This is a genomic window from Gracilinema caldarium DSM 7334 (genome assembly GCF_000219725.1).
In the GTDB taxonomy this organism is placed as follows: domain Bacteria; phylum Spirochaetota; class Spirochaetia; order Treponematales; family Breznakiellaceae; genus Gracilinema; species Gracilinema caldarium.
Genome location: NC_015732.1, coordinates 1056699 through 1082293 on the forward strand (window position 1 = coordinate 1056699; position 25595 = coordinate 1082293).

A 25595-nucleotide genomic window follows, 5' to 3' on the forward strand; every position below is an offset into this window, starting at 1 on the left:
CCATGAGAGTCGAGTACATCAATCCCTTTGTTGAATCTGCATTTAATGTTCTTAAAGAAGTATTAAACACAGATATCAAACGGGGAGAATTGTATCTTAAATCTACCACCATGCCTGTATTGGGTGTGGCCGCTTTAGTAGGTCTCGCTGGAGATGTAGAAGGTCGGGTGATGTTTGATATGTCGAAACAAACTGCCCTTGCAGTGGCATCTACTATGAACGGTGAACAACTATCTGCGCTTGATGAACTCGCAAAGGCTACGATTACCGAGCTTGCTAATATGATTACTGCACAGGCAGTTACCAAATTGCACGATCTGGGATTTAGATTTGATCTTACCCCGCCAGCCCTTTTTACGGGGGATAATATGGAAGTCTCTGATCATGAAGTGGAAGCCCTCATTGTTCCCATGGAAACACCCCAGGGAAAAATTGAGATTAATGTAGCGATTCGTGAACGGGCATAACAAGGAATACCTATGAAGACGAAGCAGGATTTTCCGGCAATTAACGAACGGGAACCGGATGGACTCAAACCTGATGGTACACCCTACCGAGTGCTCGTAGTCGATGATTCCATGTTTGTAGCCAAGCAAATCGGGCAAATTCTAACTTCTGAAAGCTATGAAGTGGCCGCTACAGCTGCAGATGGTGAAGAGGGGGTAGAAAAATACAAGGAGCTATTCCCCAATATAGATCTTGTTACCATGGATATTACAATGCCAAAAATGGATGGGATCACCGCTCTGGAACATATTATGAATTTTGATAAAAACGCCAAAGTGGTAATGATCAGTGCCCTGGGTAAACAGGATCTGGTAAAGAAATCCTTACTGCTCGGTGCTAAAAATTATATAGTGAAACCATTAGATCGTAAAAAGGTCTTGGAACGTATTGCACAGGTGTTAGGTAAGACGTCAACTGCATAGCTGTGAGCGTTTTGTATTGACAAAGTCCGCTCTTGTCTGGTATAAAGAGCGGGTACGGGCGGTTAGCTCAGTTGGTTAGAGCACCAGTATGACACGCTGGGGGTCACAAGTTCGACTCTTGTATCGCCCATGGTAATCCCTTTTCAGAATTTCTGAAAAGGGATTTTTATTTTTCCCCTTAATAATTTTCCTGCCCCCATTGTTCCTGTATAAAATATTTACTATATTACATAGCATGGAACACAATATATTTGCAGAAGGTTTACCGGTACGCAGACGGCCTCGGCCTTTTTGTCTGCTTGTTTTTGGCGCCTCCGGAGATTTGGCTAACCGTAAATTGTATCCTGCCTTTTTTTCGCTGTACCGTGAGGGTGCCATCGATGATTGGTTCCTTGTAGGATTTGGAAGGCGTCCCTGGACAGACAGTGACTATAGAAAGGAAGTTGAAAAAGCTCTCGGTGGTTATCATCTAACCGATGATGATCATCGGGATTTTCTGGAACGCTGTTTTTATATACAGGGTGATATTGATGATCTAGCAGCATATCAGAGACTGGCCGAATCCATCCATACAGATCGGGATTTGGTAAGCTATCTTGCAGTGCCTCCTGAACAATATCAGCCTATTATCGATAATCTGTATCGATCCGGACTTTCTCGACGGCATTCATGTGCAAGCAGGGTGGTTGTGGAAAAACCCTTTGGGCGCAGTGGCCATGAAGCAGCAGAGCTAAATGATTTTATAACAGAAAGGTATGATGAATCTTCCGTTTTTAGAATAGATCACTATCTTGGAAAGGAAACCGTACAAAATATTGCGGTCTTTCGTTTTGGAAATGGCATATTCGAACCGATCTGGAATAATCACTATATTCATCATGTAGAAATAACCGTTGCTGAAACCGTAGGGGTTGAAAAACGGGCCGCTTATTATGAACAATCGGGTGCACTTCGGGATATGGTACAAAATCATCTGTTACAGCTTTTAGCTCTTGTGGCTATGGAACCTCCCACTTCTTTTACATCCGATATGGTCCGGGATGAAAAGGTAAAGGTCCTTCGAGCTTTGCGGCCCCTCTTGGATTTGGATATTTTCGCTAATACCCTTCGAGGTCAGTACAAGGCGGGACTTATCGATGGACAGCAGGTTCCGGCTTATCGAGAGGAACCGGGGGTAGATCCCAATTCTCAGACAGAAACCTATGCAGCCCTGGTCGCCCATATTGATTCATGGCGCTGGTACGGAGTTCCTTTTATACTGAGGACCGGCAAGCGGCTCAGCAGGAGAGTTTCCGAAATAGCTGTCCATTTTAAAAAGCCTGCTATGAATTTATTTCCGCAAGCCTTTGGCGGAGCCAATCAACTGGTATTCCGTATCCAACCCGATGAAGGGCTGACGCTCTATCTTAATACTAAAATACCCGGTCTTACGGATCATTCCCGTACAGTTTCCATGGATTTTCTGTATGGAACCGGGTTCGGGCATCCATCGCCAGAGGCGTATGAACGTCTCTTGCTGGATGCTCTCATTGGTGATAGTACGCTTTACACGAGGCGAGATGAGGTAGAGGCTTCCTGGGCATTTATTGATCCTATCAGAGCTGCCTGGGATTCTGGATCCGTACCCTTGCATCTGTATGAAGCAGGCAGTTCTGGTCCAGTAGCAGCACAGGGCCTAGCAGAACGAATTGGCGATCATTGGAGGCGATTATAATGTATCCGAAAACATCCGAATTGGAACAGGAATTACATGAGCGGCTCACTGAACATGGCGGGGCAAATGCACGGGCTATGTCGGCTACCATGATTGCCCTTGCTTCAAAAGTTCATGCAGATGAGATTGACCGTTGGGTGGAAAGCCTCATGGGTCGTCGTCCAGTACGACTCTTACATTTGCGAGGTTATTCCAAGGATGGTTTACACAGTTGGTCTTCAGCTCGCTGTGCCTTGGATCGGCAGGAGCGAGGTATCTGTTTTGAGGATGTGTATATTGAGACCCCCGATGATGGAGCCTTTCAGGGACGGATTTGGGGGCCCCTGGTATTACGGGAACTGCCAGCCATTCTGCTGTGGACTCTGGGACCAGAAACACTTACCAGTTGTGAATATGATTGTGCAGAACGGGTGAACCTGACGATTATCAACGGGAGTTGGGATTTAAAACACTATAAACGGGGGATAACCTCGTACCAGGAAGCTGTTCGTAGTGTTCTGCAGGCGTCGATCCCCTTGGTGGATCTTACCTGGGAACAGCTGCTTCCCTTACGGTATGCCATGTCCCGCCTTTTTGATTCTTCCTATGCCCAGGATCTGGAACAGCTTCGTAAAGTTTCTATCCATACTTCAGATCCCTGGGCCCTCCAACTGCTTAAAGGTTGGATTCAGGACCGTACTAAAGGAAGGGTAATTCAGGTTGATAGTCAGCTGGATCCTAATTATCCTGCTTTTACTGGTGCTATTGAGTGTACTTTTTCGGATGGTACAATTTCCAATCTTGAAATCCACAATCCAAAGAATGCTGAACTTCATTACCGGGACGGAAAACAGCTGCAGGTAAGTCTACCCGATTCCAGTATGGGAACTATCCTAGAACGTATTGTCGATGCTCCTGTGGTAGATCCTCTTTATAAACGGGCTATTTAGGACTTTATCACAATGTCGGTAAGCTTATGAATTGTGCAGATATATTGTTGAGCAAAAAGAAAAGGTTCTTGACATTTATTCGATAATTAATTATCGTATAAATGATGACTAATATAGTCATCATTATAATCCTCAAGGAGGTTCTATGAAAACCTTGACGAAACGAGAAGGGCCAATTAGGCTTGCCTTTTTTGATACCAAACCCTATGACCGGGAATATTTTGATGTTCATAAAAATAATTATAACGTTGAAATAAAATATTACCCGGTAAAACTCTCTGCAGATACCGCAAGCCTCGCCAGGGGCTACGATGCGGTTTGCGCCTTTGTAAATGATGAACTAGATGCAGCAACGGCGGATATATTAGTTGAAGGTGGGGTCCAATTAGTGGCTATGCGTTGTGCGGGCTATAATAATGTGGACCTGAAAGCGATCTGGGGCCGGCTCCACGTGGTTCGGGTCCCTGCCTACTCGCCCCATGCGGTGGCTGAGCATGCGGTAGCTCTGCTTTTAACACTGAACCGGAGAATCCATAAGGCCTATGTGAGAACAAAGGAGGGTAATTTTACACTTTCTGGTCTTGTTGGGTTTGACCTATACGGAAAAACCGCTGGCATTATCGGCACAGGTCAGATTGGGCGTATTGCAGCGGAAATATTTCGGGGTTTTGGCATGGACGTTCTTGCATCGGATCCCTATCCCAATGAGATCTGGGCTGCCGAAACGGGGGTCCGATATGTCAGTATGGAGGATCTGTTCCGCCAGAGCGATGTGGTAAGTCTTCATTGTCCCCTGACACCGGAAAATCATCATCTTATCAATGACAAGAGCCTTAGCTGGATGAAAAAGAATGCCATCATTATTAATACGGGCCGGGGAGCATTAATAGACACTAAAGCGCTAATTCATGCCCTTAAAACTAACAGTCTGGGAGGTGCTGCCCTGGATGTGTATGAAGAGGAGGATGAGTACTTTTTCGAAGATCATTCCACATCGGTTATTAAGGATGATGTACTGGCCAGGCTCTTAACGTTCCCCAATGTACTCATCACAAGTCACCAGGCCTTTCTGACCCACGAGGCCTTAACCGCTATAGCAACAACTACCCTGGGTAATATACAAAACTATTTTGAAACGGGGGATCTTACCAACGAAATCTGTTATCGCTGTACCCAAAAGACCTGCAGTCGCAAGGAAACGGGCCGCTGTTTCTAGGGGGGCCTGGCAGTTTTTCGGAATTGTCCGACAGGCTTCTAAAGCTTTTGGTACGCCAGGACTCGATAGCCCTGGCGTTTGATGTCTCCGAGCCGCTGGAAGCCGGTACGTTTTATACGGTCAAAACGGTCTGCTTCAGTGGCGGTAGTTCCGATGCAAAAGATAGAACCGGTCTCCATGAGTCCCTCAAGGCCTGTCCAATAGGCTTGCCATCGGTCAGTTTGAGGGACTATTTCGGGAAATAAAAAAATGAGTGGAAAGGTGCCGTTCACCGCAATACGGAGATCTTCCATCGATAGATCCGGATCTATAGCTGGTACGAGCATAGCTTTTGTTTCCGGAAGCAGGTTTTGTTTGGCCGCTTCCAGGGCAAGTATGTTACGGCCAGCGAGGACAGGTTGTATAGTTCTGCCGGGGTAGTTCTGATAAAAAAAGTTTCTGAACCAGAGTGGAAAGTGGCCCTGATCGGGTTCAAAGAACAGTACGGGACTATGGGTGTTCTGTTGTAGTACATCGAAAAGGCGGTTCTTCATCTTTGCCGAAAGGGTGGCCATCAACTGGTTGAGGAAATGGGGGGTATCGAAATCGGCTACCCCGTGAAGGCTCTGAAGGGGGTAGGATATATCCAGAAGTTTATAGGTGTCCCGATGACGGATATAGGGAGTCCAGGAAAAACTCCTTTCCCCCTGTGTGTATGGTGCTCCATGGAGCCCCTGCGCAGACCTGCGGTACACAAAGACCCGGTGTTCAGGTCCCTGGGTTTCTTCGATGAGTTCTGCTCCCGCCTGAATTATCCAGCTTTTAAAGGTTTCTGCCAGTTTTTCTACGATTACCATAAATACGGTACCCTCTGTGTCAAGGATGGCAAGGGACCGGCGGACAAAGTATTCGAGCACAGGAAGGCCCGCTTTTGCTGGAATGTTCGAAATGATCCAGTCATAGGGCCCTTCGTCGTAGAGGAGGGCTTCGGTGTGGGCTGAAAGGTGGGGGGATCCGAGGCTATTTTCCATACCGTTGCAGGCGGTAAACTGATGGGCCAGTTCATCCCGATCTTGAGCGCGGATGACAAAGTCTCTCCAGCCCTGTTTAAGAAAATAAGTTCCCAGGGCAATACCTATGACTCCTGTACCCGAACCGGCATCGAGAAACCGGCGGGGCAAAGTCCTTGATTGGGATGTGATTTCATCAATATAATGAGAAAGGACCCGCAGGAGGAGGCGGGTCCCTGTATCAACATCGTAGGAACTGAAGAGTCCATGGGACAGGTGCAGGCTTATATCCACACCTTTGAATCGCAGCGGTACGGTTTTTGACCCATAGGCTTGTATGACCCGGCAGACTGGATCAGTCATTCACCCGTTCAACGTATTCATTGGTTTCGGTGTTCACCAGGATTTTTTCACCCTGTTTAATAAAAAGGGGGACCCGTACCGTAAGCCCAGTTTCGGTAACAATCGGTTTCGTAGCCCCGGAAACAGTATCACCCTTAACGTAGTTTTCACTCTCGGCAACGGTAAATACGACCTTATAGGGAATCTTTATATCGATAACCTGGCCTTCCCACAGGAGGAGGTCATAGGTTTCCCCTTCTTTAAGGTAATATTTTTTATCCTCCATGCCAGCGATGGGTACTTCGAACTGGTCATAGGTGTTGTTGTCCATGAAGTGATAGTAGTCTGCATCGGCATACTGATACTGACAGGAATGGGTATCTACCTGGGCGTCTTCTACTTCGAGCTGAGTAGGAATGGTCTGGGTCAGCACCGAGCCGTCCTTGAGGCTCTTCATCTTTACCCGGGCAAAGGCGCCGCCCTTTCCGGGATTTACAAATTCTCGTTCCACAACGATAAAGGGCTGGCCCTTCTGTAATAAACAGGTTCCTTTGGCGATATCTCCGCCTCGAATCATAATGTTCCTCTCTTCTTTGAATGCAATATGGGCACTACTAAAGGATTTATACTGTTTAGAAGTGCCGGTAATGGTATGGTAGCGTCACCATCTATAGTTCTGTTATTATAGCAATTTCATGGTTCTTAGTCTAGAAAGCAGCGCCTACATAGGGCATACTATATAGTTATGAAACCACGGCTTATACCCCTGTCATTTAAAGTGATCGCCATCATTGTTGGCTCCCAACTCTTACTTTATATATTATTTGCCTTGCTCATTTTTAAAGGGAGTACCGATGCAATTACCGCGAGTGAGCAGGATTCATTCCGCCTCCTTGGGGATACCATCCATTGGTCAATCGAAGATGAAATTGCCAGTGCTGAACTGACCCTGGACTATCTGGTCAAGGACCAGAGGCTACTTTCGTTATTTGCAAAAAGGGATCGGCTGGGGTTATACAATTACTTAAAAGATAAATATGAACCTCTCAAGCAGCGGGTAGTGAGATTCCATTTTCATCTTCCGAACGGGACTTCCTTTTTAAGGATGCATAATCCTGAATATTATGGTGATAATCTTTTAGATCTCCGTCCTATGGTACGGGCTGTGTTAGCTAAGAAAGAGAAAGTACAGGGCATGGAACGTGGTCGTGATGGTTTAGGGTTACGGGTTCTTATGCCTCTTTGGATGGATGGGGAATTCATTGGAGCTGTTGAATTTGGCATGGATTTCGGAACTCTTTTTGTGCAAGGCCTTAAAAAGAAGTACGGAGGCGAATATTATATTTTTGTATTTGAAGATTCAATGCAATATCGTCTCGTAGCTGGAACTTTAGATAAACCCCGTTGTCCTACGGCAGATCGTTTAATTGAAAATCTGAGGGAAGGTAAGCCCCAACTTTCTCTTGATTGCAGTCATGCCCGGGCGGTTGGGTTATACCCTTACCGGGATTATTCAGGAACAGTTATTGGCTTTATCAAAGCAGAACTTCAAAAAATACCCCTTTCTGATGCGCTGGCCTCTATTCAAAAACAACTCTTTCTTTTAGGGCTGGTTCTGGTTATTTCGCTTGTTGCTTCGAGCTTTTTTGCTATGAATAGTTTTTTAAGCCCCCTGGATGAGGTGGTGGCCAAGACTCATCAAATATCCGAAAAAATCATTGCCGGCGATGTAAGTTTTCGAGGCTCGATTCGGCATGGAGCGGCGGAGTATCAGGAAATTATCCATGCAGTGAATACCATTATCGATGCCCTCAGGGAGCGGGAGAGTCTTTTACAGGCTATCGTTGAGGGTATTCCTGGTATCGTGTATTATGTGGATAAAAATCATAAGGTACTCTGGGCGAATAAGCTTACCCTTCAGCGGTTCCCCCAGCTTAAGGATAACTATCTCGATTCCTATACCTCAGGTTTTTTCGACATGGAACGGGAGTTATTGCTTCGGGTCTTTAATTCGGGGAATATCGAATCCTATGATGCTTGTTATAGTATCAGGCCTGATGTTCAGGAATGCTGGGAACATGTAGCTGTTCCGGTATGTGATAGTGATGGAACCATTAGTCATGTAATCAGAATCTCCCAAGACATTTCTGATAAACGTAAGGCTGAAATGGAACTGAGAGAACTGAACGAAACTCTGGAACGGAGAGTTGAGGAAGAAATTGCGCGGCGCCAAGAGGGAGAACGGATTGCAGAACAACAATCCCGGTTGGCAGCTCTTGGTGAACTTGCTACGGGTATGGCCCATGAAATAACCCAACCATTGAATGCCATTGCTTTTTCTGTAGAAAATATAAAGAATCGTTTTGATCAAAATAATCTCACCGAAGAATATCTCTATAAAAAAAATGCTGCCATTGTTTCAGATATTGAACGGGTTCGGCGGGTTATTGAGCATGTCCGGCTTTTTGCGAGAGGCGGACTAACCGATTATCAGACAGTATTTTCTGTCAATAATTGTGTCGAAAATGCCCTTTCGCTTATGGGGACCCAACTGGCTACTCATGGTATTGATGTGCAGCTGGAACTCGACAACAGCCTGCCGGAAGTAAAAGGGAACCCCTTTCAGTATGAGCAGGTGGTCATCAATCTATTATCAAATGCCAGGGATGCGGTGGAGGAGCGCTTACTTGGTGACGCTGTTACCGATTTAAAAGATATAGCCCCTGGAAAAATTAGGATACAAACCGTATTGGTACAGAGCCTGATCAGGCTCGTGATTGAAGATAATGGTATTGGCTTCTCACATGGGATAGAACAACGTATTTTTGATCCCTTTTTTACCACCAAACCTCCTGGGAAGGGAACAGGTCTTGGTCTATCCATATCCTATGGTATTATTCACCAGATGGGTGGTACGATCCGATTTGAGAGTCTAACTCAGGGAGTCCGGGCCTTTGTAGAAGTTCCGGTTGCTGACAATACATCAGGCGGTCTGGTATGAGTGATACACCTATAGCAGTTCTTGTACTAGATGATGAAACTCGATTGGCTGAAGAAATTGGAGAATATCTTGAGTCAAAAGGATTTTCTGTATATGTAGCTGATAAGCCTTCTAAAGCATTCCAGATCATTCATGCAAATCCGATACAAATTGCCATGGTCGATATCAAGCTTCCGGAATACGATGGGCTTACCTTTTTAAAAAAACTTCAGGCAGAACAGTCCATCATTGAAACCATCATCATGAGCGGTCATGGTGATATGGAAAGCGTGATTGAAGCGCTGCGGCTTGGGGCTTTTGATTATCTCAGAAAGCCCTTTACCAGCCTGGAGCTGGAAGCGGCCATCAACAGAATTAGCCGTTTTCTGGATGTTCAGCAGAATTACCGGCGTTTTGCAAAAAAATGTATGGAATTGGAAGATCAGATCTATTCCGGTGATGATCTGATTGGGAAATCTCCTATCATTATAAAAATACGGGAAGAAATTGAACGGGCTGCCCAATTTCCTGATGTTTCTGTACTGATCCGGGGTGAGAGTGGAACCGGAAAGGAATTGGTAGCCCGGAGCATTCATCGGAAAAGTAATCGATCTTCAGGTTCCTTTGTGCCTGTGAATTGTGCTGCTATACCACGGGAAATGTTCGAAAGTGAATTTTTTGGTCATGCTAAAGGAGCCTTTACCGATGCCCAAACCAGGCGGGATGGTCTTTTTAAAGCCGCCGATGGTGGGACCCTTTTCCTTGATGAGGTCGGAGAAATCCCTATAGAGTTGCAGGCAAAATTGCTGCGAGTTCTGGAAGATAAGCGGGTTCGGCCTGTCGGGATGGATCGGGAAATCCCGACCGATGTCCGAGTCATCGGTGCGACCAATCGGGATTTACTGGAAGAAGTTCGACAAGGTCGGTTCCGTAAAGATCTTTATTACCGATTGAATGTGATGGACATGTATATTCCACCTCTTCGTGAACGTTCCGAAGATATTCCAGAATTAGCGTCCTTTTTTTACAAACAGGCCTCTCTTCGTTCCGGTAGACTTGTCGAACCTCTCGATGAGACCTTATTTGCTATCCTTTCCCAATATTATTTCCCTGGCAATATCCGGGAGCTTAAAAATTTGATGGAACGGATTGTTATCCTGGGAAGAAAACCCAGCGAAAGGGATCTGATGGCTTGGCTTGATCCAGAACATTGTGGCTGTTTTAAAACCTTTTCTGAACCAGGCTTCAACGATCCAGCTCTACACCTGGATCTTCCTGTGAAAAAGGTGTCTTTAAGGGCAATGCAGATGCAAGAATTAAATTTGGAACAGCTCGAAAGGAATGCTATTCAAGTGGCTTTGCAAACCTCCCGGGGAAATTTGTCCGCCGCTGCCCGGCTCCTTGGCATCACCCGGCAAGCCCTGGATCGGAGAATGAAAAAGTACGGACTTCAATAAGCATAATCCCCAGCGGCGTACACTGTACATCTATCTCTGAAATGTCCGTTTTTGGGCGTCCGTTTTCGGACACCCCATGCTTATGTGTCCATTTTCGTACATCAATCTACTGAAGCTCTTTAGATATATGCGCTCTGCATATATCTTTATCTATTTATCTATAAAGAATTATTTTTATTATTATTGTTTTCACCTGATTTAGAGTAATTTGGCATACATTTTGCATAAATATCTTTGCCGAAACATCTCGGTACATATTTTATTGCAAGGAGCTTTATTATGGCAGAACAGACCTTAGATTGTCTTGGCGAAGCATGCCCAGTACCTCTTATCAAAACTCAGAAGGCTATGGAAAAGATGGCCGTTGGTGATGTGTTAATTGTGAATATTGATCACAGCTGTGCAATGAAGAATGTACCTGACTGGGCCCGTTCTGTTGGCCACAATGTTGAGATTGAAGAAGTCGCCGAAGGCGAATGGAACATTATTATCGAAAAGGTGAAATAAGGGGAAATCTATGGACGAAAAAAAGAAATATCCCTTTCATGAAAAATACTTTAAGAAAGAATGGAGCTATACGACGGGTTCTGTTCTGTTAGTGATGCTCGCGCTGGCCCTGGTTATTGTGACCGGTGGTTCCTGGGGTGTAACCGGTCCTCTTGGCATGTGGGGTGGAAAAATACTGCAGTTTATCGGTATTAATGCGGATGCATGGAAGGGTTATAACGGCAGTCTCGCAAAATATAATTTCTGGAAAGATGCTACAGCAATTACCGACCTGGGTATTGTATTAGGTGCCTTCCTTTCTGTTCTTTTAGCAACACAATTTAAGATTAAAAAAATTAAGAGCATGAAGAATGTCTGGGCTGCAGTCCTGGGCGGTCTGCTCATGGGTATCGGTGCCCGCCTCTCTCTGGGTTGTAATATTGGAGCATTCTTTACCGCCCTTCCTGCGTTCTCTCTTCATGGCTGGGTCTTCTGGGTTTCCATCTTTGCTGGAGCTGCAGTGGGTAGTCAATTACTGAAAAAATACTTTATGTAGGAGGCGAGACATGAGTGATACAACAACTTCTACCATTCGTAGAACCTCAACGCGAGCAAAGGAAACTCCGGAACAGCGGGCCCGAAAACAGAAAATCCAGCTTACTGCTGGTGTGATTGTGGCTGTACTCCTGGTGCTTTTAGGCCTGTATATTCAGACCCAGAACCCCAAGGGTGCTTTTATTTGGATGATTGGTTTAGGCTTTGGTTATACCCTGCAGCGGTCCCGGTTCTGCTTTACCGCATCCATGCGGGATCCGGTGCTGACCGGTTCAACAGAGCTTACCAAGGCGGTCATTATCGCCCTTGCCCTCGCTTCTATCGGGTATATGGCGCTGCAGATGAAGCTCACCGGTGTCGGTCTTGAAAATCTGGGAACCGATGCCCTGAAGGATGCAACCAAGCTTCCCGGACATGTGCGGGCTGTTGGTGTGCATACGGTAATCGGCGGTTTCCTCTTCGGTATAGGGGCAGTTATTGCCGGCGGCTGTGCTTCAGGAACCCTGATGCGGATGGGTGAAGGCTTTGTTCAGCAGTGGATTGCGATCATCTTCTTTATCGCCGGCTCTGTTATTGGTATGGTGATTCTGCCCTATGTTCAGGCTAATCCGATTCTGTATCAGAAGGCCCCTGTATATTTACCCCAGCTTCTCGGCGGATGGGTACCGGCAATCATTGTTCAGTTTGGCCTGCTCTTTATGCTGTATGTATTAGCTGACTGGTACGGAAAGAAAAAGGCTGGAGAACTTTAATTATGGAGAAAAAAATAGAACACTATGATGTGGTCGTTATCGGTGGAGGTCCCGCCGGAATGACCGCAGCATTGTATGCTGGGCGGGCTCGCCTTAAAACCCTGCTTATCGAGAAGTCTCTCATTGGTGGGATGGCAACCTACACCAGCGAGATTGAAAACTATCCCGGTTTCCCGGAACCTATTGATGGCATTGAGCTCATGAAGCTCTTCGATAAGCAGTTCCGCCGTTTTGGGGTAGATGTAAAACTGACCGATGTACGGTCTGTATCGGTGGAATGCAATCAGAAAATCGTTTCCACCTTCAGGACCGATTACTATGCGAAGGCGGTCATCATTTCCACAGGGAATAAGCCCCGCTTAACCGGTGCAAAAAATGAGGAAAAATTCCTGAATGATAAGGGGATTTCCTTCTGTGCTACCTGTGATGCTGCCCGCAATACGGGAAAACGTATCATGGTCATCGGTTCCGGTGATGCCGCCATCGAAGAGGGGATGTTCCTTACCAAGTTTGCCCGGGAAGTGATCGTATCGGTTATTCATGATGAAGGCATTATGGATGCCAACAAGGTTGCCCAGGAAAAAGCCCTGGCTAATCCCAAGATGAAATTCATGTGGAACACCGTGGTCGATTCCTTCGAGGGGGATGACACCTTAAAACAGGTAGTGCTGAAAAACATTAAAACCGGCGAGCTCATTCCCGTTGATGTAGATACCTGTTTCCTCTTCATCGGCTATGTACCCAATACTAAAATGTTCGAAGGTTTCATCGATATGACCCAGCGGGGGTATATCAAAACCAATGAGAACATGGAAACCAGCCGGGAAGGCTTCTTTGCGGTCGGTGACTGCCGGGATAAAATCCTCCGTCAGGTTGCAACCGCTGTTGGTGATGGTGCCATTGCGGGCTTTATGGCTGAAAAGTATGTGGAAGAGCTTGAATATGTACAGCGGGAAATTTTCGAAGCCAAAGGGCTCATCATGGCCTTTGTGTATAACGCAGTAGAAGCTCTCGATCGGGAATTCCTGGCCAGGGTAGAACAGGTTCAGCGGGAACACAAGGATAAGATCCAGCTCAGACGGATTGATGTATATAAGTCTGATCGTATCGCCTGCCGCTTGGATTATACCAAGACCCCCTCCCTTATTTTCATGAAGGATGGAAAGGTCCTGGAAAATGTAACCGATCTGAGTAATCTGGAACAAATGATTTCCCAGATGATTGCAAAATATGCATAAGCAGCTGGTTCGCAGGAAACCCTGAAGAAACCACGCTTGAAACGAAACCCCCGGGTCAGTTCTGATTCGGGGGTTTTTCTTTGCCTTGACAAAAATGGTCATATGCTCATAATGAACCTATTATGAGTGCACAAATCGAGAAATTCTCAAAGATGAATATCAAGCACCTCATTGGTGTAGTCAGCGGTAAGGGCGGTGTCGGTAAATCGACCATCAGCGTGTTAGTAGCCCAGGCTCTTGCAGCCCGGGGGTATAAAACGGGCCTCCTGGATGCGGATATGACCGGTCCCAGCATCCCGCGGCTTCTGGGTATCGAAGGACTTAAGGGCGAGAGCGATGGTGAAAAAATATTCCCCCTCGAGGCAGATCAGGGAATTAAGGTCATTTCGGTAAATATGTTTTTACCCGATGAGGACGAACCGGTTATCTGGCGGGGACCTTTGCTTGCTGGTGCCCTCAAACAATTTTATGAAGACGTTGAGTGGGGCGAACTGGATTACCTCGTGGTAGATTTTCCTCCGGGAACCAGCGATGTAGTGTTAAGCGGATTTCAGCAATTACCCCTGGATGGCATTGTGGTCGTGGTAACACCCCAGGATTTTGTTTCCATGATCGTTGCAAAATCGATTAAAATGGCACTGAAAACCGATGTAAAAGTGCTTGGTATGGTCGAAAACATGGGATCTATGATTTGTCCCCACTGTGGTACTGAATTTTCTCTCTTTGCCCAAGGGCAGGCTCGGGAAGGGGATACGCTCCAGCTGCCGGTATTGGCCCGTTTCCCCTGGCGGCAGGAACTGGCTCAGCGGGGCGCCCTCCTCTGGAATGATTTGCCTCAAGATTTACGTGTTACTGCTGATAGTCTTGTACAAAATATTATGATATCCTTACAATAACGCATGGGGACCTCTCACAACTCATGGTTGTGGGAGGTTCCTGATTTTCAGGCGAGCTTCTGGTCACTGTGGGGTATCCATGAAAAGACAACATCATTGCTTTTTGTTATATGCGGTTCTTGTAAGTATAAGCTGTACAACGGTTAAAAAAAATGACACCCCACCATCCCTGACGACTCCAGAGCCGCTTCCTGCATTTTCCTTTGGAAACCCGGTGCTTGGCTCCGCTGCAGCGAATTCAAATGTACCGGCAGCTGTCTTATTGCAAATTCCGCTTCTACTGGATAATCCGGGACATGATCGGTATGAAATACAAAATCTTGATCTGCAGGCAACGCTATACCGGAAGGATGAGGATCGAATTCTGAAACCGGAAACGATACAATGGTCTCCACCGACAGAAGGCCGCCCTTTCTTAGATGCTTCTTCCAGCCTTTCCGGGACTATAAGCTTTAAGGTGCCCCTGGAAAATATTCTTTTTGAGCATCCCGCAGATTCACCGGAAGCTGAGGGTACAGAGACTGCAACCATAGCATGTACTGTGGTATCGCTTCTCCAAAATGCACGGGGAGAGCCAAAAAAAATTGACCAGACTATAACCATACCGCTCCCCCGTATTTATAAGCCCCAGGTGCAAATCATCAGTATAGCGGTAAAACGGGCAGAACTGATTAATACCCGGCTCAAGGTTCGCATCCTTATAAAAAACCCCAACCCCTTTCCCTTGAGTCTGTCCCGTTTTTCCTATGAACTTTATGGAAATGGCCGCTTTTGGGCCGATGGCAATATGGCGGACCTTGGAACCATAGCAAGCAACGAAGCGCAGGAAAAGGATATATACCTCCTGATGAACTTCATCAATATGAAACGGGATTTGCTGGACCAGGTTATTGCCCTTAAATCGGTACAATACCGATTCCATGGGGATGTCACGATTGGAACCCCCTTTTCCTACCTTCCTGTTTTTCCCTTTACCTTTGACCGAGCGGGAAATTCTCCGGTTATTGAGTAAGCCCTTCAGTGGGCGAGGTCAATCCTATAAAATAGTATACCCATAGGCCGCTGAAGTGGTGCGGATCCCTGCGTGGCCCGGCGAAGCCCATTGTGGATCAGTCGGGCCCCTTGACAGATAATAATTGAAAAATTACAATTAAATAGAAATAAAGCTTAACGGGAGGTTCAGGTTATGTCACAGTTAGATTTTCCCCGGGATTTTGTTTGGGGTACAGCTACAGCCAGTTTTCAGGTAGAAGGGGCTGCATTCGAGGATGGCCGGGGTGAAAGCATCTGGGACCGGTTCTGCCGGATCCCGGGCAAGGTTTTTGCCGGACATAACGGTGATGTAGCCTGCGACCAATATCATCGCTATCCAGAAGATATTAGATTGATGAAAGAAGCGGGTATTCAAGCCTATCGGTTTTCCATTGCATGGCCCAGGATTATCCCTCTTGGTACGGGTGCGGTGAATCCCAAAGGGATTGCCTATTACCGCGCGTTAGCTACTGCATTACGGGAAGCAGGAATAGAACCGGTAGCTACATTGTATCACTGGGACCTGCCCCAGGCTCTCCAGGATAAAGGGGGCTGGGAAAACCGGGAAACAGCCTATGCCTTTGAAGCCTATGCCCGTACCTGTTTTACCGAATTGGGGGATCTGATTCACCAGTGGATTACCCTGAATGAGCCTTGGTGTTCAGCCTATTTAGGCTATGGAATGGGAGCCCATGCTCCGGGTATTCAGGATAAACACGCAGCTGTCCGGGCGGTGCATCACCTGAACTTGGCCCACGGCCTTGCGGTCAGGGCTTTCCGGGAATCGGGTAAACCAGGGACTATTGGTATCACCTGGAATATCATGGTGCACCGGCCTGCAACTCGGAATGAAAAGGATAGGCTGGCCGCTGAAATTGCTATTGAGAGGGATAGCCGCATGTTCACCGGTCCTGTATGTGGTCATGGGTATCCCCGCCGTTTCCTCGAACAAGCAGGTATAACGATTCCGGAACAACCGGGGGATCTGGACATTATTGCATCTCCCATCGACTTTGCAGGGCTTAACTATTACAGTGAAAACGTCGTAGCTTGGGATGAACTGACAGAAGACCATATTCGTTTTATGCCAACCTGGCAAGAAAAGACCGATATGGGCTGGTCTATCGTTCCCCAGGGCTTTGTCCGACATTTACGCTGGCTCAGCGCGGAAACGGGCGGTATACCGCTCTATGTTACCGAGAATGGCTGTGCCCAAAAGGATGTGGTCGTTATTGATGAACATGGTCAAAAACGGGTGCATGATGCTGGCCGCATTGCATATCTCAGGGACCATTTCCTTGCCATGAAACAGGCACTGGACGAGGGTATCCCCCTTAAGGGCTACTTCCTCTGGTCCCTCCTCGATAATTTTGAATGGGCCCATGGCTATTCAAAACGGTTTGGTATTGTTTATATTGATTACAGTACCTTGCAACGGATTCCCAAAGACAGTTACTATTACTACCGGGATCTTATTGCAGGGTATGGTGAATGATAGAAGGCAAAAATGAATATTATGGGTCTCGGATACTGTCGATCCTTTATAAACAACCGGGACTTAGTCGATCCGATCTAGCGGAACTTCTGAATCTTGACCGGGGAACCGTAAGTCGGATTGTTCAATACCTCCTTTCAAACGGTCTGGTAGAAGAGGGAGAGGAAATTCAAGAAAGCTCAGACCAGGCAGGTCGGAAGAAGATTCCTCTCTTTATTTCTGATACTTCTGGATATACTATTGGTCTTGAAGTCCAGTGTGAGTTTATAAAGTATGGAGCGCTCAGCCCTCTTGGTAGAGAACTTGGTTCGGGTATCATGTACCGGCATGGAAAGGGTAATCTTCTGAAGGATATTCTCACAGCGGTTGAGCTTGCACGGAAAAATCTGCAGATTCAGACAGAAGCACCGCTTATGGGGGTTGGTATTGCCTTAAGCGGACTGGTAGATCCTATTCATGGTATTTTGCTCTTCAGTCTTACCCTGGGAGCCAAGGAAGCTCCACTGGCCCTCGGTAAAGCTCTGGAAGATCAGCTCGGTGTTCCCGTATTTCTTGATAATGATGCTAAATGTTGCTGTTATGAGGTCCTCTCCTGGCCTTATCAGGGACCTGGAGCAAAGTTGGATAACTTTATCTATACCTTCTGCGAGTTTATCGAAAATCCACAGGATAAAGATCGCTATGACCGGATCGGTATAGGAACTGCGGTGGTTTTACATGAAAAAATCTATTATGGAAGTCGATTTGCAGCTGGTGAGTTCAAGAACCTTTATGCAAACCCTGACATTCCGGGGCAGTTCGGCCGAAACACCTGTGATTATTTTACTCTTATGCGGTCTGACCCGGAACGGCGATCTCTTTTTATACATGATCTCGCGGGTAGTATGGCCTATCTCGCTAATTTTTTGGATATTCAGCTCGTGTATATGGGTGGAGGTATTGAACGGTATGGGGCAGAACTGCAACAGGCCTTTGACCGGGCAATAGAAACAACCTGGCTTTACCAGGAGTACCTGCCCCGGCAGATTCAGATCCAATTTGCTTCTTCAGATGAAAAGCCTGCTGTTCGTGGTGCAGCGGCCATGGTGCATCGGCATATTTTTGCAGGTCCTATTCATGAGGGAAAGGAACGTACCGGCCTGGCCTACCTGCAGGCTCTGCCGGGCTGGTAAGGGCTGGCAAAGGAAGAATCTACCGGGGCTGTCAAAGGTTGTTAAAGGTTGGCTCCGGCGGAACTGAGTACCTACTGGTTCCCTGTCATGGGGAAGGGTAAGACACTGTCTATGGTTGATCGGCCCACTATAGCCATGATGAGCCTATCCAGACCCATGGCCACCCCGGAGCATGCAGGGAAGGATTGGGCTTCGCCCAGTGCATTCCTGCGGTTCTGAAATATGTGCCAGTAATTTGTATCGATGGCATGGGGAATGAGGGCTTTCTGCTGTTTTTTAGCCCCTTCCGCTGCAAAATAACGGCGGACCTCATCGGGATCAGTCTCTTCCGTGTAACAGTTGGCAAGCTCAATGCCCCGTACATAGAGTTCCCACCGTTCCTTGGCCAGTTTCCCCTTACAGTTTTTTGCAAGGCAGGGAACAAAGGCAGGATAATCCATGAGGACCACAGGATGGTCCCGGGGCAATTGGGGTTCTACCGCATGTACAAAGATGAGATTGTAGAGGTCCCCCAGGTCCAAGAAATCAGGAACGGGTAAGCCAAGTTGTTGTGCTTTTTCTGCCATCGCATCCCTGCCTTGTGCTGCAGTATCATAGAGAGAAAAGCCTGCCCATTGTAAAAAAGCTTCCTCCATGGGTATTTGCAAAAAGGGAGGCCTTAGCTCTATCGACACATCCTGAGGAAGTACTGCTTTAAAAAGCTCTTCGGTAATTGCAATCGAATCCCGGTAATCCGCATCCATGGTGTAGTATTCCAGCATAGTAAATTCAGGACTATGCAGTTCCCCTGTGGATTCACCATTACGAAAACATTTGCAAATTTGATACATGCTTCGCCGGTGTTGGGCAATGAGCTGTTTCATCCAGAGTTCTGGGGATGGGACCAGATAGTACTCTTTTCTGCGATGTCTGCCCTGACTATCCGGCGGCAAAACATATTCGGTTTTAAAAACTTCGAGGCAGGTTTCCGGAATGAGGTGAGATGCAAGAGTCGGAGTGTCTACCTCAAGATATGCTTTGCTGTCAAAAAAGGAACGAATATTTCGAAAAGTCCGACTTCGTGTTTCTAAGAGTTCTATGTCCATCAGAAATACCTTTTTACGCCAATCGTTGTACCGCTTCCTTCCACTTTCTTCCCCGGTCAAATTCATTCAGAAACATACCGAAGGAAGCACAGCCGGGACTTAGTACCACATTGTCCCCCGTGATCGCCGCTTCGAGGGCTGATAGCACTGCCTTGTCCAGATTGTCATAGGGACCACGATAGGAAATTCCATACGTGTTAAGAAGCTGGAGGAGTTTTTCTGTGCCAGTTCCTGCCAGGAGTATAACCTGTTTTGCCCTTTTACAGGCCTGAGCCAGAGGGCTAAAATCGAGGTTTTTATCAGTGCCGCCGGTAACTAGAATCGGTCCTGTCTCAAAAGCTTCTATTGCCGCAGCGGCAGCTTCCGGAATGGTGGCGGCGGTGTCGTTATAGAAACGAATCCCCTTAGTTTCAAAGAAAAACTCAAGCCGATGCTCTAGTCCAGGGAAGGTGGCAAGGGTTTCCCGAATCATCTCTGGAGGAAGTCCGAGGTCAAGCAGCCCCAAAGCACAGGCAAGAAGATTCTGTTTCTGGTGTATGCCCGGTACCAGCGTTCGTTCAGGTACTACTTCTACAATGGAGCCATCGGATAAGCGGGCTAAGCCAGGACCCTGGGGACCTGCGAGCCAGCCATCGAGGGCTTCTTGAGAAACAGCCTGGTCTGTGCCCCAGGTCTGGTAGGTCCGGGGCCGTCCGGGGCTTTCCCGGCTAAAAAGCCCCCCCCAGGAGTCACTGCCAACAATGGTAACATCAGTTTTGTCCTGACCCTGGTAGATGACTTTTTTATCTGCCACGTAGGCTTCCATGGTTCCATAGCGGTCCAGGTGGTCTGGCAGTATGGTGGTCAGGATAGCGACCCGGGGTTTTAAGAGAGCCCGGGTGGCCCCGGTATCCAGGGCTTCAGCGGTTCCTTCATGGTCTTGTAATGACACCCTACGGGCTCGCAGGTCCCCGAGCTGCCAACTCGAAAGCTCTAAAACCACATCGTCCTCAGGAGTGAGCTGGTCAAGAAAAATAAGGGGTGACACGGTGATATTTCCACCCAGATAGGCCTTGCCTGGCAGGAAGCTATGGTGAGATACAGATCCGCTGTTTTCGTGAGGGTTTGCTGAATGGCTTACCTGTGGGGCTTTGGGAAGGTCCATGCCCATAGCAGAAACCTTATTCCGAACTGAAGAAAGGACCCAGTGAAGGGCACTGGAAGTACTGGATTTTCCCTTAGATCCGGTTACTGCACAGAGACGGGCAGGATTTTCTTGCAGGAAGAGGGAAATATCTGTTTCAATTCTCTGGGCTGCCGCTAAATAGGGCGAATCTGGCCGTACCGCAGGGTTTTTTACCACCATATCAGCGGACCTAAAATCATCAATCTCATGTTTCCCAAGAACAAACCGTATTGGTAAATCTGCCAGTGCTTCGATACTGGGTCGTAACACCTTTTCATCCCGCAGGTCCGTAACGGTGACCTGGGCTCCATGGGTTGCAAGATACCGGGCTGCTTCGAGCCCGCCACCGTTGAGGCCCAGTCCCATGACGACGACACGGCTTCCAGAAAATTTAGAATTCAATCCGAAACTCCTTCTGTTCCTGTCGGTTAAGATATGCTGTAACTGTCAGGTTCGTCCAGAGCTTTTTATAGTTGCTGTTCACTTTTTGATGCAGTTCCTTAAAGAGGGACAGTTCCTCCGAAAAGGGAACTGTTTTGAGAGCGTGTTGTATTTTTTCTAGATAGGGTTCCAGAAAGTGCAGAGCCCCCTGCAGATATGGTAGGAGTTGTCGGCGTCGTTCCGGTGTAGGGCCCAGTATGGTCATACAAATGGTTTTATACTTACAGGTAAAGGGATAATAGGGATACATCCTCTGTCCTTCAGCGATAAACAGCTTGGTAAAGAATTTAGTGAGTTCCGTGTCAATCCAGATGCCCCGGACGAGATAACCCTTACCGGTTTCGCCGATCCAGGTATTTGATATGGTTTGGTGTATCTTAAAAGAAACAATTTTACCCATTTCGGTCAAGACCGTATCCAGAGGTATACAGTCACTTTCAAGATAAAGCCGATTGGTTCGGTACACAGCGGTATAATCGTTGGAACCCCGTTCAATGAGTTCGTGTTCAAGGGGACGATATTGAAGATTTATCCGGAGTAGAAAAAGAAAATACTTTTCACCGATCTTGTAAACCCGATAAAAACAAGGCTTTTGTATTTCTGCAGGATCAAAGAAGTAATTCAGATCCGAAAAAAAGTCGGGCACCAGGGGTAACATTACATCAATAAAATCATGGAGTGCATTGGAATAGTCTGTTCGAGGGACGGACTGTCGTACATCGTGATGAATGGGAAAGCGGGGAACGATAAAGGGCTCTGGTACCTGAATAAAATATTCTTCGCTTTGGTTATAATGGTGGCTATAGGGCTTTTCTAAAAAACTGTGGGGGCTTTGTAACTTTTGGTTGATGATACGATCCGAATAACCGGGGCGTATTTCATTTAATAATTGTTCCATTGTTTTGTTAATGATACTACGGGATACATGTAATTTCAATTCGAATAAAATTTCATTGCCTCTAGCCAGACTTCATAGTATGATGGGCAAGAGCTGTCTTCTAAATACATTATGAGAGATGCCTCTTACAAAATTTATTGGGAGGAATTACTATGAAAAAGCTTTTTGTTTTCGTTGCGGCCTTATTGACCCTTACTGGTATGGCGCTTTTTGCTGCCGATCCTGTGGAGGGTCTCTGGAAAAGTGTGGATGAGGACGGTGTAGCGACTGCCTTCTGGAAAATATATGAGAAAAATGGTGTGCTCTATGGTGAGATACTGAAAATTGTTGGAAAACCCGATGATACCATCGCTACTGCCGCCAAACCAAGCTATAAAAACTTTCCAGTACCGGGGTCTGTAAACCAGATGAAGGTGGTAGGCACCCCCTGGATTTACGGTCTTAAGAAAAAAGCCCCTGGCCAATGGGAAGGCGGCTTTATTATAGATGTTAGGAAAGGGGATATCTACAACTGCAAAATAACCTTCCGGCCAGCGGATGGGAAAAAGTATAAAACCGATGTCCTTGAGATGCGAGGTGAAATAGGTCTTGGTATCGGCCGCAGTCAGTACTGGCTGAGGGCTACAGAAATGGAACTAAAGTAAAAAAAGTCTTAAAAATCTTAAGAGAAAAACCTGCTGCGATACACTGTATGCAAGGAAGAAGGCCGTCTATTGCTGAAGAAGTGAAAACTCCTCAATCTTTATTGAATGAAAAGGGTAAGCTCGTGCACACCGGGTGGGCCCGAGGGCCCCTCTGGTTATATAGCCGATCAGCTATTCGGGGTGCTTTTACCCGAATCGTGGAATATGACCGGTATTTTTTGTTTTCAGATATGGCCATTTTAGTTTTTGAAATTACCAATATGGGCCGAATGATATACGCTTCGGTACAGATTTCCAATATGGTACAGGGTGCAACCTTTTATGATGCCTATCGCATTACCACGCCCCTTGGTATGGTCGATTTGCCTTCGTCCTGTGATAGTGGTACGGTAAAGATTAAACAGAAAAATTGTATTATAGATTTCTCTGTGATGGAAAAAGGCAGCAGGCTTATTAAGGTAGATTTACCCACCTTTTATGGGGGGACGGGATTGCGTGGTGTAGTGGTTCTTACACCCTTTGAAACAAAGGAAGGCCTTGCAACGGTACAACCTTGGCGTAGGGATAAGAAAGCCTTCCGTTATAACCTTAGAAATCCTACTTATAAAGTCGAAGGTGTCATGCAATTGGGAAACGAAGAATTGATTTTTACTACTGATAATGGCTGGGGGGCTCTGGATTGGAATCGGGGCTGTTATCCCCATGGGGAAGTTCATTATCTTGCCATTGCTAGTGGTGTCTGTGGTGGGCGGCTAATTGGATCTTGTATTGGTTATGGTATGGAAGACAATAGTAGTGGTACAGAGAATGCCTTTTTTTTAGATGGTAAGCTTCATAAGTTGGGGCACGTCACTTTCAGGATAAGCCCCCGGGATTGGTTAGCCCCCTGGTATTTTTCAAGCGATGATAAACGGCTTTCTATGGAATTTCAACCAGTGTTAGAATACCGAATTAAACACAGTCTGTTTTTTCAGACTATTAAAGAACGACGTGTATTTGGTTACATATCAGGTGCATTTATTGAAGAAACAGGATCGATTTACACATTTCACAATATTCCAAGTTATACTGAACAGCAAAAATTAAAACTCTAATATCTTATATATCAAAGCTACCATCAAACACATATTCAGCCTTACCGACAACTTGAATACCGTGATTTCGATTAGGGTTTACCCAAAAACGGCCTCGATCTATCAGCGTGGCGGGGCCGGAAATCTGATCAGGAGCTGCTATCTGAGAGAAACTGGCATAACTTACAGCGCCTCCCCGGCCCCGCCACTCAGCGACGATAGCCCCTTCGATCCCCGGAACGACTGGTTCGGTGATATATCCTTGAAATCCTGCGGCAAGCACCGCCGCAATAGCTCCTTCTATACGGTCAGACCGTTCTGGTCCAACATATCGGATTATATCCTTAGCATGTAATCTTAATACCAGGGGAATATCATTTGTTTTTTCCATTGCCTGTAGGGCTTGTCGGACCCGTTTTGATCCTGGTCCATTGGGAATCGCACAGGCAACGAGGTAGGATGATCCCAACTGGACACGGTATGCATGGGCTGTTTTTCCATCCACGATAAGGGTAAGAGGTTGAACCCTGGGATAGGGGATAGTGAACATGAAACTGCGGGAATCGATAGCCTTGAGTTCAAAGACTGTTTCAGAAAAGGGATCCTGAATACGTAACACTGAGGCACTGCTGCGGCCTGTATCCAGGGCATAGCGGGCAATACAAAGGAGAGCATCAGCACTGAGGGGGACTTCTCGGCCATCGCTGGTAAAAAGACGACCTTTTAGGGAACCTTTTCCTAAAAGGGACCTTTCATCCGTAAAGATCCCTCTCGTGGGGGGTAACCCACAGTCCGTAGCCATAAAAATACAGCCATCACCACCTACACCACAACGGCGATCAAGTATGAGTTCTGCGATAAGGCTTGGAGATGGCTGTGACTTCGACAGCTCCATAGCCAGTTTATCCTGATCGATGAGTATGAAATCATGGCCTGCCACATGCAGTTTCAAGAACGAAAGGGTCATGATTACTTTCCGTTCTTATAGGAATAGCTGCGGGAATTCTTTTGGTCGTACCGTTCAATAGCTAATTTGATGAGCCTGTCCAGCAGGTCTGCATAGGCGAGCCCGGAGGCTTCGCACATTTTGGGAAACATGCTAATGGTCGTAAAACCTGGCATTGTATTCACTTCATTAAGGAGTATCTCCCGGGTATCTTTGCGAACAAAAAAATCAATTCGGGAAAGTCCCGAAAGTTCCGCTGCCCGGTAGGCTTTTACCGCAATCTCCCGGATGGTTTTAAATTCGTTTTCTGAGAGGTCCGCTGGTATGAGAAGGGCTGCCCCATCGGGATCGATATATTTTGCTTCGTAATCGTAAAATTCATGGGTGGGTACGATTTCCCCCGGAGTATATGCTTCGGGCCGTTCATTCCCGGTGACAGAGCATTCCACTTCCCGGGCGGGAATGAAGGGCTCGATGAGGACCTTGTCATCCCAGAGCAGCGCTTCTGCTACGGCTTTTTCAAGACTCTGTCTGTCTTGAGCCTTGGACGCTCCAACCGAAGAGCCTGCACAGGAGGGTTTTACAAAGAGGGGATACATGAAGTCCCGTTCGGCCCGTTCAATGATTTGTTTCCGCCTTTCAGATACAGCCCAGTCCAGTTTGCGGACTGAAATGAAAGGCACCACCGGCAGTCCTGCATGGATCCAGAGAATTTTTGCAATTTCCTTGTCCATGCCAATGGCACTTCCCAAGACCCCTGCACCTACATAGGGGACATTTACCATCTCCAGAAGCCCCTGAATAGTGCCATCCTCGCCAAAGGTTCCATGCAGGACCGGAAAAACCACATCTACCGATAGAGCGCCTGTAGCAGGGGTGCTGAAGGTTTCTTTTGTTTCACCACCACAGACCGCAGATACCCGGCGCTGTACATCAGTATGAATTTCTAAGGCCGCCGCTCCTGCTAGGCAACGTTCAAGTTCATCATCCTTTTGGAGGTACCAGCCCCCCTGTTTATCTATACCAATTAAAAGAACCTTATATTTAGTTGTATCCAGATTACGTACTACTGAAGCAGCTGAAATGAGGGATACCTCGTGCTCTCCCGAACGGCCGCCATAGATTACTGCTACGGTTTGTTTTGTTTCACCCATGTTACAC

General features: G+C 46.9%; 24 protein-coding genes and 1 tRNA gene. 18 read left to right on the forward strand and 7 right to left on the reverse strand.

Annotation, left to right across the window (positions count from 1 at the left end; genetic code table 11):
* Nucleotides 1-2: 2 nt before the first annotated feature.
* The 6 genes from SPICA_RS04865 (at nt 3) to SPICA_RS04890 (ending at nt 4788) form a co-directional block, all read left to right on the forward strand.
* Complete coding sequence (locus tag SPICA_RS04865; protein WP_013968421.1) at nt 3-467, forward strand: chemotaxis protein CheX; 465 nt, start codon at nt 3-5, stop codon at nt 465-467.
* 12 nt (nt 468-479) lie between these two features.
* Nucleotides 480-929, forward strand: a complete 450-nt coding sequence (locus SPICA_RS04870) for a response regulator (RefSeq protein ID WP_013968422.1) — start codon at nt 480-482, stop codon at nt 927-929.
* A 56-nt stretch (nt 930-985) separates the two neighbouring features.
* A tRNA-Val gene (locus SPICA_RS04875) sits at nt 986-1059 on the forward strand.
* Between the two features lie 105 nt (nt 1060-1164).
* A complete protein-coding gene (gene zwf, locus SPICA_RS04880; RefSeq protein ID WP_013968423.1) occupies nt 1165-2643 on the forward strand; it encodes a glucose-6-phosphate dehydrogenase in 1479 nt (492 codons plus the stop codon).
* Entirely contained in the window at nt 2643-3572 is a 930-nt protein-coding gene (locus SPICA_RS04885) for a glucose-6-phosphate dehydrogenase assembly protein OpcA (RefSeq protein WP_013968424.1), read from the forward strand. Before zwf ends, SPICA_RS04885 begins: the two co-directional genes overlap by 1 nt.
* Before the next feature lie 145 nt (nt 3573-3717).
* Complete coding sequence (locus tag SPICA_RS04890) at nt 3718-4788, forward strand: 2-hydroxyacid dehydrogenase (protein ID WP_013968425.1); 1071 nt, start codon at nt 3718-3720, stop codon at nt 4786-4788.
* 38 nt (nt 4789-4826) lie between these two features.
* Here the strand turns inward: SPICA_RS04890 and SPICA_RS04895 are convergent, their stop codons facing one another.
* Together SPICA_RS04895 and efp are read right to left on the reverse strand one after the other, a co-directional pair.
* Nucleotides 4827-6140, reverse strand: coding sequence for a methyltransferase (locus SPICA_RS04895; protein WP_013968426.1), 1314 nt, complete (start codon nt 6138-6140; stop codon nt 4827-4829).
* Nucleotides 6133-6696, reverse strand: coding sequence for an elongation factor P (efp, locus tag SPICA_RS04900; RefSeq protein WP_013968427.1), 564 nt, complete (start codon nt 6694-6696; stop codon nt 6133-6135). The genes SPICA_RS04895 and efp overlap by 8 nt, the downstream gene beginning before the upstream one ends.
* A 168-nt stretch (nt 6697-6864) precedes the next feature.
* Between efp and SPICA_RS04905 the strand changes: the two genes are divergently transcribed.
* From SPICA_RS04905 to SPICA_RS04950, 10 genes are all read left to right on the forward strand, one after another.
* A complete protein-coding gene (locus SPICA_RS04905) occupies nt 6865-9120 on the forward strand; it encodes a cache domain-containing protein (RefSeq protein WP_013968428.1) in 2256 nt (751 codons plus the stop codon).
* A complete protein-coding gene (locus tag SPICA_RS04910; protein ID WP_013968429.1) occupies nt 9117-10556 on the forward strand; it encodes a sigma-54-dependent transcriptional regulator in 1440 nt (479 codons plus the stop codon). Before SPICA_RS04905 ends, SPICA_RS04910 begins: the two co-directional genes overlap by 4 nt.
* A gap of 279 nt (nt 10557-10835) precedes the next feature.
* The gene (locus SPICA_RS04915) at nt 10836-11063 is read left to right on the forward strand and encodes a sulfurtransferase TusA family protein (RefSeq protein ID WP_013968430.1); all 228 of its coding nucleotides are present in this window, start codon (nt 10836-10838) and stop codon (nt 11061-11063) included.
* Between the two features lie 10 nt (nt 11064-11073).
* Complete coding sequence (locus SPICA_RS04920; RefSeq protein WP_013968431.1) at nt 11074-11598, forward strand: YeeE/YedE thiosulfate transporter family protein; 525 nt, start codon at nt 11074-11076, stop codon at nt 11596-11598.
* A gap of 10 nt (nt 11599-11608) precedes the next feature.
* Nucleotides 11609-12349 carry a YeeE/YedE thiosulfate transporter family protein gene (locus SPICA_RS04925; RefSeq protein WP_013968432.1) on the forward strand — a complete coding sequence of 247 codons (741 nt, stop codon included), beginning with the start codon at nt 11609-11611 and terminating at the stop codon, nt 12347-12349.
* Nucleotides 12350-12351: 2 nt separating this feature from the next.
* A complete protein-coding gene (locus SPICA_RS04930; RefSeq protein ID WP_013968433.1) occupies nt 12352-13587 on the forward strand; it encodes an NAD(P)/FAD-dependent oxidoreductase in 1236 nt (411 codons plus the stop codon).
* A gap of 122 nt (nt 13588-13709) precedes the next feature.
* Complete coding sequence (locus tag SPICA_RS04935; protein WP_013968434.1) at nt 13710-14483, forward strand: P-loop NTPase; 774 nt, start codon at nt 13710-13712, stop codon at nt 14481-14483.
* A gap of 79 nt (nt 14484-14562) precedes the next feature.
* Entirely contained in the window at nt 14563-15495 is a 933-nt protein-coding gene (locus SPICA_RS14735) for an LEA/WHy family protein (RefSeq protein ID WP_013968435.1), read from the forward strand.
* A 174-nt stretch (nt 15496-15669) separates the two neighbouring features.
* Nucleotides 15670-17010 (forward strand): GH1 family beta-glucosidase, encoded by a 1341-nt coding sequence (locus SPICA_RS04945; protein WP_013968436.1) that lies wholly within the window; start codon nt 15670-15672, stop codon nt 17008-17010.
* A complete protein-coding gene (locus SPICA_RS04950) occupies nt 17007-18182 on the forward strand; it encodes an ROK family transcriptional regulator (protein WP_013968437.1) in 1176 nt (391 codons plus the stop codon). Before SPICA_RS04945 ends, SPICA_RS04950 begins: the two co-directional genes overlap by 4 nt.
* Before the next feature lie 71 nt (nt 18183-18253).
* Here SPICA_RS04950 and SPICA_RS04955 read toward each other — a convergent pair whose 3' ends face one another.
* From SPICA_RS04955 to SPICA_RS04965, 3 genes are read right to left on the reverse strand one after another with little or no spacing between them, the layout of a single operon-like run.
* Complete coding sequence (locus tag SPICA_RS04955; RefSeq protein WP_013968438.1) at nt 18254-19267, reverse strand: EF-P lysine aminoacylase GenX; 1014 nt, start codon at nt 19265-19267, stop codon at nt 18254-18256.
* A 13-nt stretch (nt 19268-19280) separates the two neighbouring features.
* A complete protein-coding gene (gene murD, locus SPICA_RS04960; protein WP_013968439.1) occupies nt 19281-20834 on the reverse strand; it encodes a UDP-N-acetylmuramoyl-L-alanine--D-glutamate ligase in 1554 nt (517 codons plus the stop codon).
* Nucleotides 20824-21771: a hypothetical protein gene (locus SPICA_RS04965; protein WP_013968440.1), complete on the reverse strand. Its 948-nt coding sequence runs from the start codon at nt 21769-21771 to the stop codon at nt 20824-20826. Before SPICA_RS04965 ends, murD begins: the two co-directional genes overlap by 11 nt.
* 152 nt (nt 21772-21923) lie before the next feature.
* On the opposite strand from SPICA_RS04965, the gene SPICA_RS04970 reads away from it, so the two are divergent.
* Together SPICA_RS04970 and SPICA_RS04975 are read left to right on the forward strand one after the other, a co-directional pair.
* On the forward strand, nt 21924-22415 hold the full coding sequence (locus SPICA_RS04970; RefSeq protein WP_013968441.1) for a DUF2147 domain-containing protein: 492 nt from the start codon (nt 21924-21926) through the stop codon (nt 22413-22415).
* 80 nt (nt 22416-22495) lie between these two features.
* Nucleotides 22496-23509, forward strand: coding sequence for a DUF2804 domain-containing protein (locus tag SPICA_RS04975; RefSeq protein WP_169311857.1), 1014 nt, complete (start codon nt 22496-22498; stop codon nt 23507-23509).
* Nucleotides 23510-23513: 4 nt separating this feature from the next.
* On the opposite strand, the gene SPICA_RS04980 is transcribed toward SPICA_RS04975, so the two are convergent.
* Entirely contained in the window at nt 23514-24455 is a 942-nt protein-coding gene (locus SPICA_RS04980) for a hypothetical protein (protein ID WP_013968443.1), read from the reverse strand.
* A gap of 2 nt (nt 24456-24457) precedes the next feature.
* Nucleotides 24458-25588 (reverse strand): D-alanine--D-alanine ligase family protein, encoded by a 1131-nt coding sequence (locus SPICA_RS04985; RefSeq protein ID WP_013968444.1) that lies wholly within the window; start codon nt 25586-25588, stop codon nt 24458-24460.
* Between the last annotated feature and the right edge of the window lie 7 nt (nt 25589-25595).